Source organism: Chloroflexota bacterium (assembly GCA_026708035.1).
GTDB lineage: Bacteria > Chloroflexota > UBA11872 > UBA11872 > UBA11872 > JAJECS01.
Genome location: JAPOVQ010000003.1, coordinates 12,831 through 27,187 on the forward strand (window position 1 = coordinate 12,831; position 14,357 = coordinate 27,187).

Consider the following 14,357-nt stretch of genomic DNA (forward strand, 5'->3'; position numbering starts at 1 on the left):
TCGGGCCGGCAACGTCGTCAAGCCGCGTGCCCGTCCACGCCCTCGATCGCGTCGAGAAACCGGTCGAAGAGGTATTGGTTGTCCTGGGGGCCTGGACTGGCCTCGGGGTGGTATTGAATGGAAAAGACGGGCAGGCGCTCGTGGCTCAGACCCTCGACTGAGCCGTCGTTCAAGTTGACGTGGCTCACGGTGAATCCGCTGTCGGCGGGAATCGAGTCCGCATCCACCTGAAAGCCGTGGTTCTGCGAGGTAATGTGCACCCGCCCATCCGTGAGGTCCTGCACCGGGTGGTTGGCGCCGCGATGGCCGAAGGGCAGGCGGCTGGTGGTGGCCCCGATCGCCAGCCCCAGGACCTGGTGCCCCAGGCAAATGCCCATCAGGGGATAGCGACCGATCATGGCGCGGACGGTTTCTACGGCCCGGTCGGCCTGAACGGGATCGCCCGGTCCGTTGCCCACCACGACTCCGTCCGGCTGCAGGGCATCGATGTCGCTCGGCGTTGAGCCGTAGGGCAGCACGTGCACCCGCGCGCCCCGACGGGCGAGCGAGCGCACGATGTTGGTCTTGACGCCAATGTCCAGGAGGGCGATGCGCGGTTCTCGGTCGCGCCGTCGGGGCTCCGGCCAGGGCGCCCACGGCGCGCTGGTGGCCGTGAACGGCTCGGGGACGGTGACTTCGGCGACAAACGGCTGGTCGTCGTAGGGCGGCAAGTCCTGCGCCCGCTCGACCTCGCTCTCGGCCCAGGCCGCGGCGCCCGGATGCGCTCCCCGCAGCCAGTGGAGGGTCGTGGCGCCGCGGGCCACATCGCGCGGAGCGCGAACCAGCCGGCTCGGCGCCGGTCCCGTGCGGCGGATCACACGCACCAACGCTCGCGTGTCGATGCCCATGATCCCGGCGATTCCGTGCTCGTCCAGAAACGCGCCCAATCCGCCGGCCGCGCGCCAGTTGCTGGATGTCGGCGCAAGCTCACGCACGACGAGCCCGGCGATCCACGGGCGGCGCGACTCGACGTCGTCGGCGTTCACGCCATAGTTGTTGATCAGCGGGTAGGTCAGGGTCACGATCTGCCCGCGGTACGACGCGTCGGTCGTGATTTCCTGATAGCCCGTCATGCTGGTGTTGAACACCACTTCGCCCTCGGCCGGCTCGCGGCTGCCGAAGCCGTAGCCGAAGAACACGTCGCCCGTGGCGAGCGCGAGGGCGGCGGGCTCAGCCTGCATGGATCAGCTCAGGAGCGGAGGCCGCACGGTCGTAGACCACCGATCCGCTCACGATCGTCTGCTGCACCACGCCCTGCATGGGCAAGCCGGCGAGCGGCGTGTTGCGCCCCTTCGAGCGGAAGGCGCTCAGATCGATGACGGTCTCCTCGTCGGGATCGAAGATCACCACGTCGGCGGGGGCGCCGGGCGTGAGCGTTCCCGAGGGCAGTCCGTAGACCCGGGCGGGCGCGCTGGTGAGCATGCGAATGGCGACGACCAGGTCCAGCTGGTCGGCGTGCACGAGGCTCAGCACGCTCTGCAGCGCCGTCTCGAAAGCGCTGAAGCCGACGGTGGCGTCGGCATATTCAATGTCTTTTTCGTGCACCGCGTGCGGTGCATGATCGGTGGCGATGCAGTCGATGGTGCCGTCGCGCAGCGCTTCGAGCAGGCGCTCGGTGTCGGCCTGCTCGCGGAGCGGCGGCGCGACCTTGGTGTTGCCGTCGTAGGGCGGCAGGATCGCGCTCACCGGATCGTCACGTCCGGCCACCAGGTCGCAGGTCAACGTCAGGTGATGCGGCGTCACTTCCGCGGTCACGTTGGCCCCACGCGCCTTGGCCTGACGAATCAGGTCGACTGAACCGCCGGAGGTCACGTGCAGGCAGTGGTAGCGCCCGCCGGTCAACTCCGCGAGCAACAGATCGCGTCCGAGCATGATCTCCTCGGCCTGCCGCGGGGTGCCCGGCAGCCCGAGCCGCGCGCTCACCACGCCCTCGTGCATCGTGGTGCCGGCGGTCAGGGCCGGGTCCTCGCAGTGGTTGGAGACAGGGAGACCCAGCGGACGCGCGTATTCCATGGCGTGCCGCATCAGCGCGGTGTCGGCCAGCGGGCGGCCGTCGTCGGTGAACCCGACCACGCCGGCCTCGGCCAGGTCCACCATCTCGACCAGCTGGCGACCGTTTTGGCCGCAGGTGATCGCCGCCAGCGGCAGCACGCGCACGATGGCGTGTCGCTCGATCTGCTCCTGCAAGCCTTCGATTACGCTCCGCGAATCGAGCACGGGATCGGTATTGGGCATGGCGCACACCGTGGTGAAGCCGCCGGCCGCCGCGGCGGCGGTACCGCTGGCGATGTCCTCCTTGTACTCGAACCCCGGCGTCCGCAGGTGCGCATGCACGTCCACGAATCCGGGCGCGACCACCCGGCCGGTGGCATCGATCACGCGGGGCGCGCCGAGCGGCAGCTGGGCGCCCACCTCACCGACGCTCACCAGCCGGCCATCGTCGATGAGCAAGTCGCCAATCCGATCGACCCCATTCGCGGGATCGATGATCCGTCCACCGCGAATGACCAGCGGCGTGTTCTCAGCCATCCAGGGCCTCGTTCAGATAGCGGCGCAGGGCCTCCTTGGCCACGTCGAGAATCGGCTCGCCGTGTCCCACCGTCAGCGAGGTGAAGGGCAGCTCCAGCAGGCCCGTCAAGGCATGGGGCGGCCGAGCCCGCGGGTGTGCGCCAACCTGGCCTTCGTTATGCGTCCAATAGCTCGTGGTCCCCAGCGCGTCGCCGACAAGAAGCACGCCGCGATTCTCGGGCCACAGCAGCGCGTGCTCGCCCTCGGTGATCGTGCCGAGCGCGATCGCCTGCAGCCCGGCGGGAAGCTCTGTGTCCGCGCCGTAGACGTGATCGGGCGCTATCGATTCAAGCTCGCCGATGTCTCCCTCGGGCGCCCAGACCTCGGCGCCAAAGCGACCGCGCAGCATGGCCGCCGCCCGCTCGTGAAAGTGGTTGGTGATGAGGATGTGGCTGACGCCGTGGCGCTCGATGGCGCCGATCGCGCGCGGCGGGTAGTCGCTGGGGTCGATCAGCACGCAGCCGTCCGGCTGCACGATGGCGTAGGACTCCAGCGAATACCGCTGCCAACCGACCGACCAATGGATCAGGCCGGGCAGGATCTCCCGCGGCCCGGATCCCGCATAGCCGCTCATCGTCGCCCGTCTCCGGTGAGCAAGAGATAGAGCACCGCCATGCGCACCGCCACGCCGTTGGCCACCTGCTCTTCGATGACGGACTGCTCGCTGTAGGCCACGGCCGGCGAGATTTCTATGCCCTGGTTCATTGGTCCGGGATGCATCACCAGCGCGTGGCGCTGGGCGCGCTCGAGTCGCGCGGGATTGACCGACCAGCGGCGAGCGTATTCGCGCAGGTCCGGCAGCAGGCCCGCCTGCATGCGCTCGCGCTGCACGCGCAGGGCCATGACCACGTCGGCGCCCTCGATGGCAGCGTCCAGGTCGTGCTCGATGCGCACTTCGCCGGCGCCGTTGGTGAGGGCCGCCATGGTGTCGGGCAGCAGGGATGGCGGCCCACTCAGGACCACCTGCGCTCCCATGCGCGCGAAGGCCCAGATTCCGGATCGCGCCACGCGGCTGTGCAGGATGTCGCCCACGATGACGATCTTGCGGCCCTCCACGTCGCCCAGCCGACGCCGCACGGTGTAGAGGTCCAGCAGCGCTTGGGTGGGGTGACCGCGGGTGCCGTCGCCGGCGTTGATCACGCCGCAGTCAAGGTGGCGTGAGGCCAACTCGGGTGCACCCGCGCGTGAGTGGCGCACGACCACGATGTCCGCGCCAAGCGCCTGAATGGTCTGGAACGTGTCGATCAACGACTCGCCCTTCTCGACGCTGCTGCCCGAGGCGGCGATGTTGACGACGTCCGCACTCAGGTTCTTGCCCGCCAGCTCAAACGAGACGCGGGTGCGCGTGCTGGGCTCGTAAAAGACGTTGGCGATCGTGGTGCCGCGCAGCGTCGGCACGCGCCGGATGGGGCGCTCCAGCACCGCGTGCATTCGCTCGGCGGTATCCAGGACTTCCACGAACTCGTCGCGGGTGAAGTCGCTCACGTCCAATAGATGCTTACGTTGCAGGAGTGGCCTCCTGCGTCACGCGCTCGATGTGCACGGCGTCTTCACCGTCGAGTTCCTCCAGTCGCACGGTCACCCGCTCGTCGTCCGCGGTGGGGAGGTTCTTGCCGACGAAATCGGCGCGGACCGGCAACTCGCGATGGCCGCGGTCGACGATGACGGCGAACTGAATCGCGCGCGGCCGGCCAAAGTCGTTCAGCGCGTCCAGCGCGGCGCGCAACGTGCGGCCGGTGTACAGCACGTCGTCCACCAGGACCACGGTGCGATCGGTCACGTCGACCGGGATATTGCTGGGACGCACCGGCGGGCCGATGGACCGGCGGTCCAGGTCGTCGCGGTGCATCGCGGTGTCCACGGCGCCGGTCGGCACCTGCCGGCCCTCGATCGTCTCGATCAGGCCGGCCAGTCGCTCGGCAAGCACAGGTCCGGGCCGTGGAATGCCGACGAGGACGAGCGATGCCGCGCCGCGGTTGCGCTCGATGATTTCGTGGGCAATGCGGGACATCGCGCGGCCAATGTCGGCCGCGGACATCACCACGCGGCGCTGCGCCGCTGCCACCTACACCTCCCTATGCCTTTGCCCTCCGGCCCGGGGCGTCCGCGGCACAAAAAAAGGGCCGCGAGGGCCCTCTGTCCGCGTCCGACACCTACGGCGCCGACGGTCTGCCGCTTTCCGTCTCGCTGGAACGGATTAAAGGGCTCTGAAGTATAGCCGCTCCGGCCCGGAGACCCTACGCGGATTGCGGTTAGGAAGTGGGCGACTTATCCACATTTCTAAGCGCTACCGAGACTCGGCGCTGGCGGGCGCCCGCGACTGGGTGGTGTTCGTTTAGCCTGCCAGGCTGAACGCTGGGTCCCGCGTCGCCACGGCCGTCCGATGCTGGCCCGTGCCGACCATCGCCACGGGAATGCCCGTGATCTCCTCGATGGTGCGGACGTACTGCTGGGCGTTTGGCGGCAGCGCGTCGTAGTCCTGCACGCCCTCGGTGGAGGACATCCAGCCGGGCACGTCCCGGTAGATGGGGCGAGCACGGCCCAGGGCGTGCGTATCGGGCGCCAGGTCCACGCGCCGGCCATCGACCATGTAGCCCTCGCAGACGCGCAGCTGCTCGAATCCGTCCAGCGCGTCGATCTTGGTCAGCGCCAGGGCGTCGACCCCGCTCAGCGCGCCCACGGTGCGGATGGGCACCGCGTCGAACCAGCCGCAGCGCCGCGGACGCCCGGTCGAGGCGCCGTATTCCCCGGCGCCCACGTTGCGCAAGCGGTCGCCGGTGCTGTCGATGAGCTCCGTGGGGAACGGCCCCTCGCCGACCGAGGAGGTGAACGCCTTCGCAATCCCGAGCACTTTGTCCAGCGCCTTGGGCGGAATCCCGGCGCCGATGCAGGCGCCCGCCGCCGATGGGCTCGACGACGTGACGTAGGGATAGTGACCCCAATCCAGGTCGCGCATCACACCCAGCTGGCCTTCGAGCACGATGTTGCGATTCTGGTTCAGCGCCTCGGCTACCAGCGGCAGCGAGTCGACCACGTGGGGGCGCAGCGCCTCGCCCCAGGCGAGGGCCTCATCAACGAGCGCGCTCGGGTCCAGGGGCTCCAGGCCGTAGGCCTCGGTCAGTAGCCGGTTCTTAGGTTCCAGGATGCTCGGAAGCCACGTGGACAAGTAGTTGGCGTCGAGCAGGTCGCCGACGCGCACGCCTGATCGAGCCGCTTTATCGGCGTAGGTTGGCCCGACGCCGCGCAGTGTCGTGCCCTGCACCAGCTCGCCGCGCTGCTGCTCCTCGGCGGCATCGAGCGCGATGTGATAGGGCATCACTACGTGCGCGCGCTCGGCGATCTTGAACGTGTCGAACGAAATGCCGGTGGCTTCTCCAATCTCCGCCATCTCGTCGACCAGCGCCTGCGGATTCACGATCGTTCCCGGCCCGAGCAGGTTCACCGTGCCCGCGTGAAAGACGCCGGCCGGCAGCAGGTGCAGCGCATAGGTGCCGTAGTCGTTGACGATGGTGTGGCCGGCGTTGTTGCCGCCCTGGAAGCGGATGACCAAGTCGGCGTGCTCCGACAGACGGTCGACGATCTTGCCCTTGCCTTCGTCGCCCCATTGCGTGCCGATCACGGCGATGGTGCTCATCGGGTGTCCTCTCGCGGGCGGTGCGCGTGAAGCCGCGCGCGCCGGGTCCTGCAGTTCATGGTCCTCTTAGCGGGGTCGGGCGGCGGCGACCCTCAGCCAGCCACCTCGGGCACCGATTCGGGCACGGGACTCCGCCCCTCGACGTGCCGCACCGCCGCTTCCAGGAACCCCCAGAACAACGGGTGCGGGCGCGTCGGCCGCGAGGCGAACTCCGGATGAAACTGGCACCCAACAAACCACGGATGGTGCTCCAACTCCACGATTTCCACCAGTGCGCCGTCCGGCGACAGGCCGCTGAGGGTCATGCCCTGCGAGCGCAGGATATCGCGGTAGTTGTTGTTGACTTCCATGCGGTGGCGGTGTCGCTCTTCGATGCTGGCGGCGCCGTATACGCGCCGGGCCTGTGTGCCGGCCACCAAGTCGCAGCGCCACGCGCCCAAGCGCATCGAGCCGCCCTTGTTGGCCACGTGATAGTACTCCGGCATGGGGTGGATCGCCGGATGCGGCGTGTCCGGGTTGAACTCGATGCTGGTGCAGTCGTCGGTGCCCAGCACCTGGCGGACAAATTCGATCACGGCCACCTGCATCCCGAGGCAAAGCCCCAAATAGGGCACCTTCTGGGTGCGCGCATAGTGGGCCGCCATGATCTTGCCTTCGATGCCCCGCGGCCCGAACCCGCCCGGCACGATGATGCCCGCGACTCCGGCCAGCAGGTCGTGGGGATCGCGGTCCTCGAGCTCCTCCGAGTCGACCCAGCGAATGACCGGCCGCACCTTCCAAGCAATGCCGGCATGCCGCACCGCCTCCACGACGCTCAGGTAGGCGTCGGGCAGCGAGATGTACTTGCCCACGATGGCGATCTCGAGCTCGGGCACGGTGGGATCGAGCAGCGCGTCCACCGTGGTGCGCCACTCGTCGAACTCCGGCGTCACGTCGCCGAGGCCGAAGTGCTCGGTGATGAAGGCCCCCAACCCCGCCTCCTCGAGCACCAGCGGGACCTCGTAGATGGACTCCACGTCATGGTTTGAGATCACGGCCCGCGACTCAACGTCGGCAAACAGCGCGATCTTATCGACGAGCTCTGGCGTCAAGCGGTCGTCCGAGCGACAGACCACCACATCCGGCTGAATACCGATGCTTCGCAGCTCCCGCACGCTGTGCTGGGTGGGTTTGGTTTTGAGTTCGAGCGTCGATCCGAGCCTCGGCACCAGCGTCACATGCACAAACAGCACGTTGCGCATGCCGACCTCGCGGCGGAGCTGCCGCAGCGCCTCGAGAAACGGAATGTTCTCGATGTCGCCCACCGTGCCACCGACCTCGACGATCACGATATCGGGATCGTCTCCGTCGCCCACGTCTCGAATGCGCGCCTTGATCTCGTCGGTCACGTGCGGGATTACCTGAATCGTGCCGCCCAGGAAGTCGCCGCGCCGCTCGCGCGTGATCACGCGGTCGTAGACCCCGCCGGTCGTCAGGTTGCTGGCCCCGGTGAGGCTCTCGTCCACGAACCGCTCGTAGTGGCCCAGATCCTGGTCGGTTTCGGCGCCGTCGACGGTGACGAACACCTCCCCGTGCTCGAGGGGACTCATGGTGCCGGGGTCGACGTTGATATAGGGATCGAGTTTCATGATCGACACGCGCAGGCCGCGGCTCTTGACCATGCGACCGATGCTGGCGGCCGTGACCCCCTTGCCGATGGCGGAGACCACGCCGCCCGTTACGAAGATGTACCGCCGCTGGGACGGATACATCGCCGCGGCCCGCCCGCTGCCCGCCGTTCCGTCGCGCGTCACGATTTTCTAGTTCCTTCGTTCGAGCATTCGCACGTCAACGGGATCGGGAAGCTGTCGGCGGTTGGCGCTCAGGTTGCCGTCGGCCACGGGGTCCGCGCCGTGAAGCTCCCGCGCCACCGCGCGCCAGGCCGCCTCGGGACTCGCGGCGTCATCGTCGCCATAGGGAATCACGATGTTCGGCTCGATGCGAGAAACGGTCTTGATGATCTGGTCGGGCGAGAGAAATCCGTCGCCGCCGCGCACGCCGATCAGCAGCACGTGAATCGTGCCCAATTCATCCAATAGCGCGTCGACCGGGACGCTCGAGAGCTCGGGGACATGTCCCACCGATACGCCGTCGACGTCGAACGTGAACAGGGTGGTCCGTCGATCGGCCCGGCCGGGCGCGGGAACGCCGTGCACATACACGCCGGCAACCTCGTATTCGCCAGGGCCGTCGGCGACGTATGCCGGGAGCGTGCGATCGGTGCGCCGCTGCGGCACGCTGGTTCCACGGTCGGCGTCCAGGTCGCTCAGCGTCACCACGTCGGCCTTGGGCAAAGCCGACCGCTGCCTGATGCCGCTGGTGTGTGGGTCGGTGAGAACGGTAGCGTCACGGCCGCGGAGGCGAAAACAGCCGCCTCCCACCCAGGTGACGTCCATCCCCCTCCAATGGTGCCTGTGTGTTGGGCAACCCCAGAATCGGCGGATTGTAGCATGGGGCACGATCCAAACCGGGCGTGAAATGCGCCCGCGATCCGCCTAGCACGCGCATGGAGCACTGCATGGCACGCGCCGCCGCCCTGCTCAGCCCTTCCTGGGCGCGGCGCGTTTGGAGCGCCGTTCGAGAGCTCGCGGACTATACGGACCTGTTGCGCAACCTCGTGGTTCGCGACCTCAAAGTGCGCTATCGCGGTTCGATTTTCGGCTTCGGCTGGTCACTGCTCAATCCGCTTCTGATGATGGCCGTGTTCACCCTCGTGTTCCAGGTGTTGGCGCAATACGACGAAATCCATCTCTACCCATTCTTCCTCATGGCGGCGCTCGTGCCCTGGCTGTTCACGGCGCAGGCGCTCACCTCCGCCATGCGCAGCATTACGAGCAACGCGCAGCTCATCAAGAAGGTCTACTTTCCGCGTGAATTGCTGCCAATGAGTGCCGTGCTTGCCAGCTTTGTCAACTTTGTGTTGGCGTTCTTCATATTCTGGATCATTGGTCTGTTTTTCGGCGTCGGTACGACTCGCGCCATGCTCATGATTCCGTTGATCATGCTGTTGCAGCTTGCGCTGGTCATGGGTCTCAGTTTGATTCTGGCGATGGCCAACGTGTTCTTCCGGGATACGGAGCACCTGGTCGAAGTTGGATTGCTGGCGTGGTTCTTTCTCACGCCTATTTTCTATCCCATTTCGTTTGTTCCCAACGTCACCTTTCTCGGGCTCGACGTGCACCGGTGGGTCTTCATGCTCAATCCCATGGCCACGCTGACGACCGACTACCGCTTCGCCATCATGTTTGGGTCCTTCCCCATCCGCCACACGATCGCCACCGTTGTCGTCGCAGCAGTGGCGCTCGGCTTCGGCTGGTGGGTGTTTCGACGCTACGGCCACCGCTTCGCCGAGGAGCTGTAGCGCGTCGTGCCGGACCACTCACCGCCCGCCATCGAGCTGCGCGACATCCGCAAGCGGTTTGTCATTCGCCACGAGGCGGCCCGCACCTTTCAGGGAATGGCGCTGGCTCTGCTTGGACGGCGCCCCATGGAGCATGAGGAGTTCTGGGCGCTCGACGGCGTGAACCTTGCCGTGGCGCCCGGCGAGACGTTGGGGATCATCGGGCCGAACGGGTCGGGCAAGAGCACCATCCTGAAGCTGCTCGCCGGAACGATCCAGCCCACGGAGGGTCAGGTCACCGCGCGCGGTCGGGTGTTCGGACTGCTCGAGCTGGGAGCCGGCATGCATCCGGACCTCACCGGGCGCGAGAACGTATTTCTCAACGGATCGTTTCTGGGCCTCAACCGACGCGCGATTCAGGGGATGTATGACGACATCGTGGCGTTTGCGGAGCTCGAGCAATTCATCGATACGCCGGTCAAGCACTACTCGTCCGGCATGTTCATGCGGCTGGGCTTCGCCATCGCCATCCACGTGGATCCGGAGATCCTGCTGATCGACGAGGTCCTGGCCGTGGGCGACGCGCACTTCGCGGCCAAGTGCTACGCGGCCTTGGCCCGCGTGAAGCGCCGCGGCCGCACGATGGTGCTGGTCTCGCACGATCCCATCCAGGTGCGCCGGTTCTGCGACCGCGTGGTCTGGCTGGATCGGGGCAAGGTGCGCCAGGCCGGCGATCCCCACCAGGTCATTCAGGACTACGTCCAGCACATGCAGGGCGACGCACCCCCAGGCGATGCGGCAGCGGTGCAGCGCGACGCGGACGGTCCCACCGACCTCAGAATTCGGGCGGCGGTGCTGCGGGAGAGCGCGACCGGACCCGAGCAATACACCGTGCTCCCGGGCGACACGGTCACCGTGGCCGCCGAGCTGGAGGCCGAGACGCACCTGACCGACGTGATTGTCGGCTGCGCGCTGCACCGCAGCGACGGGTTGCTGGTCGCCGAGTCAAGCACGGAGACCACCATCGGCCCGCTGGAGGTGCCGCCGGGCCGCACCATCGTCACCTGCCGTCTCGGGCCGGTGCCGGTCGGCGTCGGCGCCTACAACATTTCGCTTCGCGCCTGGCCAGAGCTCAAACGCCACCAGCCATACCATCGGTGGGACAACGCCCTGACGTTCTTCGTGGGCAAGTTCGCCGGCTATCAGCGGGGCGCGGTCGTCGTTCCCGCCCAATGGCGCGCCCGCGTCTCGCGCGATCATCCGCCGCTGGAGCGCGGCGACGCCCCGGTTGCCCAGCCGGACATGATCAGCGAGTCGCCGCGCCAGATCTGGCGTCATCCGCCCGCCGAGCTCCGCCTTGGCGACGGCGATGACGACTGGCTCGGCGAGGGCTGGCACCCGGCCGAGGAGTGGCCGCCTCGCCTCCGCTGGACCACGGATCGCGCGGTGGCCTATATCACCCAATCCGTGGGCCAGGGCACGTTGCGGATGTCGGTGTGCCGGCCGTTTCACGACATCGACGGCGCAGGCGTCCAGATTCGTCTCAATGGACGGCACGTGGCGACGTTCACGGTGCGGCACATGGACTTCGAGGACGTGATCGTGCCGCTGGATCCGGTGACCGAGCCCACGACGTTGCAGCTCGAAATCGTCGTCGAGGAGCCGCTCGTGCCCGCGGCGGTGGGCGTTGAGGACGACACCCGCGTCCTGGGGCTGGCCGTGCGCACGATCAGCGTGGAATGACCGGCGCCATTGCCGCCGAGACGCCGCGACCGGTTGGTGGAATCGGCACCGGCCTACCCCATGTCCACGTGGTCGTGCTCACCTACAACCCCGGCGCGTTCATCGACCGATGCCTGAGTTCCGTGCTGGACACGGACTATCCGGCCTTCGACGTCACCGTCGTCGACAACGACTCCACCGATGGGTCCGTGCGCAATCTGCGCCGGGACTTTCCGGGGGTCGCGCTGGTGGAGGCCGGGGCGAACCTCGGCTTTTCGCGCGGCAACAACCTGGCCATGCGCGAGGCGACCGCCCCGTTTATCGCCCTGCTCAATCCCGATACGGAGGTCGATCCGGACTGGCTGCGGCCCTTGGTCGAGCGGCTGTGCTCGGACCCGGTGGCGGGAGGCGCCGCGCCGAAGATTCTGTACCTGCACGACCGCGTTCCCGTGGACCTGCGCGCGCCGACCTTCGTGCCCGGCGGCGGCGACACGCGGGAGCTCGGCGTGCGCCTGTATGAGAGTGCGGGCGAAGCCGCCCCGGCCGTCGTCAACCAGGGGGCCTATGGACCCGAGACCGACCACGAGGGGGCCACGTTTCGCTGGATCGGCGCCTCGGCGACGCTGGCCGTTCCCGTGGTCGACGGCAAGGCCCGGATCGCGCTCGACGTCGCCGCCGGCCCCGGACGCGACAACCTGGAGCTCGCGGTATCGGTCGGCGGCGGCGAGCTTGCCGCACTGCGCGTTGCGCCTGAGCGCACCCGCTTCGAACGTGGCATCCCCGAGGATGCGGTCCGTGAATTCGCACGCCCGGTGATTGAGAACGCCGGCATCAAGCCGCTACCCGACGGCTCCATGCGCGATCGCGGCACCTTCGTGACCCACGGCAACGTGTGGCAAGCGTGGGACGGACCGGACTTCGCCGCGCCCCGCGAGGTGTTCGCCGTCAAGGGCGGGGCGGCGCTCTATCGGCGTTCGATGCTCGAAGCGCTGGACTTCTTCGATCCCGGCATCTTCATGTACTACGAAGACGCGGACCTTGCCTGGCGCGCGCGCCGCCGCGGCTGGCGCTTCTGGTACGAGCCGGCGTCGGTGGTCCGCCATGCCCACGCGGCGTCCAGCCGCGAATGGTCCCCCTCGTTCATCCGCAATGTCGAGTTCGGCAAGCTGCGCATGTTGGCGAAGAACGCGTCCTGGGGCTGCGCCGGCCACCACGCGGCGCTGGCGGCGGTCCAGGGCAGGCGTGAGATTCGCCGCGGGCTGGCCGCGGGCGACGCGGAGGCGCTGGCGCGGGGACGCGCCCGGGCTTCGGCGCTGAACGCGGCGCTGCGGGCCATGCCGTCTACGCTGCGGCTGCGGCGCACCGAAGCGCGGCTGGGGCCGTTGGACGCGCGCGAGCTGCCCCCCTTCTTCGAGCCCGAGTGAAAGCCGCCGTCTACAACCGCTGGCTGCATCAGCGCGGCGGCGGCGAGCGCCACGCCGCCATGGCGGCCGCCGTATTGGCCCAGCGCTTCGACGACACGCGCCTGGTGACGCATCGCGGCATTGCTCGCGAAGACCTGGAATCCTCGCTCAACCTCGATCTGTCGAACGTGCAGATCGAGGTCATCCCGGCGCTGCCGCCAAACCGATTCGCCGAGTACACCTCGCAGTTCGACCTCTTCGTGAACGCCTCGTTCATGACCTCGCAGCCGTCCGCGGCGCGCCGCAGCCTGATGCTGGTGCTCTTCCCGTCGCCGATCGAGCGCGGTTGGACCGCGCGCCTGCGGCGAAAGGTCGGGGAGATGCTGATTCGGCAGCTGCTCCTGCCGGAGTGGCTGGACGGCTTCTACGACGTGCATCCGCTGGGCCGCGGTTGGTTCAGGTACACCACGGATCGTGCGGTGGTGCGCCTCCCCTGGCCGCCGGGCCGCACGGCGGCGAACGTCGAAGTCATCGCCGGCAACTTTCGCCGCGACGAGCCGCTGCCGGTCCGGTGCCTGGTCGACGGCCACGTGCTCGCCGAGCGCACGTTCGAGCCGCGCCCGGGCGAGTTCGAGCGCTGGCCGCTGCGCATCGATAGATCACGTGGGGCGAAGGACCCACTCGAGCTCACGCTCGAATCGCCGGTGTTCAACCCCGCCGATACCCTGGACGAGGCGGACAACCGCGAGGTGGGCCTGGCGGTCACCGACGTGCGCGTGCGGAGCCCGCGCCGGCTGCTCTACGAGCTGCTGTTCCGCCGCCTCCTGCCGGAAGCGGGCATCCGGCTGGAGGGACTGTCGACCTATGGGTCGCTCGACTTCCTGGACGCTTACGATCTCATCGCGCCCATTTCCGAGTTCAGCCGCCGTTGGATGCGCCACTACTGGGACCGCGACGGTCCATTGCTCTTCCCACCGGTTGACACGTCGTGGGCGACGCCCAGGCGCCGTCGTCACTCTATTCTGGGGGTGGGCCGGTTCTTTCGCGGCACGCACGAGAAGAAGCACCGGGTGATGATCGACCAGTTCATTCGCATGCGGCGCGAGGGCCTTGACGGCTGGACGCTGCACCTGGCCGGGCAGCAGAGTGAGCGCGATATCGACCTTGACTACACCCGTGACCTCAAGCGCCGCGCCGCGGGGCATCCCATCGAGTTCCACGTCGACGCGCCGTTCGCCGACCTGCAACGGTTGTACGGTGAAGCGCAGGTCTATTGGCATGCCGCCGGCCACGGGGAGCGCGAGTCGCGCCATCCGGTGAGATTCGAGCACTTCGGCATCACGGTGGTGGAGGCCATGGCGAGCGGCGCGGTTCCGGTGGTGCTCGACCGAGGGGGACTGCCTGAAATCATCAGCCACGGCCTGGACGGATTTCGCTGGTCGACGACTCGCGAGCTGCGCGACCACACGTGGCGGCTCGTGCATGACGCGGAACTGCGCCGCCGTATGTCCGAGGCCGCCCAGGCCGCGAGCCAGCGATTCAATGTCGCCGCCTTCGCTCAGCGTCTACATGCACTGGTTGATGAGCTTGGATTTCCCGCCGCGTAGCGAGC

The 14,357-nt window shown here is 68.0% G+C and carries 12 protein-coding genes; 4 read left to right on the plus strand and 8 right to left on the minus strand.

The window, feature by feature from the left end:
- Positions 1 to 17: 17 nt before the first annotated feature.
- The 8 genes from carA to OXG33_01275 all read right to left on the minus strand — a co-directional run bounded on the left by carA (position 18) and on the right by OXG33_01275 (position 8,676).
- On the minus strand, positions 18 to 1,220 hold the full coding sequence (gene carA, locus OXG33_01240) for a glutamine-hydrolyzing carbamoyl-phosphate synthase small subunit (GenBank protein ID MCY4112548.1): 1,203 nt from the start codon (positions 1,218 to 1,220) through the stop codon (positions 18 to 20).
- The gene (locus OXG33_01245; protein MCY4112549.1) at positions 1,210 to 2,568 is read right to left on the minus strand and encodes a dihydroorotase; all 1,359 of its coding nucleotides are present in this window, start codon (positions 2,566 to 2,568) and stop codon (positions 1,210 to 1,212) included. The genes carA and OXG33_01245 overlap by 11 nt, the downstream gene beginning before the upstream one ends.
- A complete protein-coding gene (locus tag OXG33_01250; GenBank protein MCY4112550.1) occupies positions 2,561 to 3,181 on the minus strand; it encodes a hypothetical protein in 621 nt (206 codons plus the stop codon). Before OXG33_01250 ends, OXG33_01245 begins: the two co-directional genes overlap by 8 nt.
- The gene (locus tag OXG33_01255; protein MCY4112551.1) at positions 3,178 to 4,116 is read right to left on the minus strand and encodes an aspartate carbamoyltransferase catalytic subunit; all 939 of its coding nucleotides are present in this window, start codon (positions 4,114 to 4,116) and stop codon (positions 3,178 to 3,180) included. Before OXG33_01255 ends, OXG33_01250 begins: the two co-directional genes overlap by 4 nt.
- Entirely contained in the window at positions 4,106 to 4,645 is a 540-nt protein-coding gene (pyrR, locus tag OXG33_01260; protein MCY4112552.1) for a bifunctional pyr operon transcriptional regulator/uracil phosphoribosyltransferase PyrR, read from the minus strand. The genes OXG33_01255 and pyrR overlap by 11 nt, the downstream gene beginning before the upstream one ends.
- Before the next feature lie 297 nt (positions 4,646 to 4,942).
- The gene (locus OXG33_01265; protein ID MCY4112553.1) at positions 4,943 to 6,241 is read right to left on the minus strand and encodes an adenylosuccinate synthase; all 1,299 of its coding nucleotides are present in this window, start codon (positions 6,239 to 6,241) and stop codon (positions 4,943 to 4,945) included.
- Positions 6,242 to 6,333: 92 nt separating this feature from the next.
- Complete coding sequence (locus tag OXG33_01270) at positions 6,334 to 7,992, minus strand: CTP synthase (GenBank protein ID MCY4112554.1); 1,659 nt, start codon at positions 7,990 to 7,992, stop codon at positions 6,334 to 6,336.
- 48 nt (positions 7,993 to 8,040) lie between these two features.
- Entirely contained in the window at positions 8,041 to 8,676 is a 636-nt protein-coding gene (locus OXG33_01275; GenBank protein MCY4112555.1) for an MBL fold metallo-hydrolase, read from the minus strand.
- Positions 8,677 to 8,798: 122 nt separating this feature from the next.
- Here OXG33_01275 and OXG33_01280 point away from each other — a divergent pair, with 122 nt between their 5' ends.
- From OXG33_01280 to OXG33_01295, 4 genes are read left to right on the plus strand one after another with little or no spacing between them, the layout of a single operon-like run.
- Complete coding sequence (locus OXG33_01280) at positions 8,799 to 9,641, plus strand: ABC transporter permease (GenBank protein ID MCY4112556.1); 843 nt, start codon at positions 8,799 to 8,801, stop codon at positions 9,639 to 9,641.
- A gap of 6 nt (positions 9,642 to 9,647) precedes the next feature.
- Positions 9,648 to 11,363 carry an ABC transporter ATP-binding protein gene (locus OXG33_01285; GenBank protein MCY4112557.1) on the plus strand — a complete coding sequence of 572 codons (1,716 nt, stop codon included), beginning with the start codon at positions 9,648 to 9,650 and terminating at the stop codon, positions 11,361 to 11,363.
- Positions 11,360 to 12,766, plus strand: coding sequence for a glycosyltransferase family 2 protein (locus OXG33_01290; protein ID MCY4112558.1), 1,407 nt, complete (start codon positions 11,360 to 11,362; stop codon positions 12,764 to 12,766). The genes OXG33_01285 and OXG33_01290 overlap by 4 nt, the downstream gene beginning before the upstream one ends.
- Complete coding sequence (locus tag OXG33_01295; protein MCY4112559.1) at positions 12,763 to 14,352, plus strand: glycosyltransferase; 1,590 nt, start codon at positions 12,763 to 12,765, stop codon at positions 14,350 to 14,352. The genes OXG33_01290 and OXG33_01295 overlap by 4 nt, the downstream gene beginning before the upstream one ends.
- Positions 14,353 to 14,357: the final 5 nt, after the last annotated feature.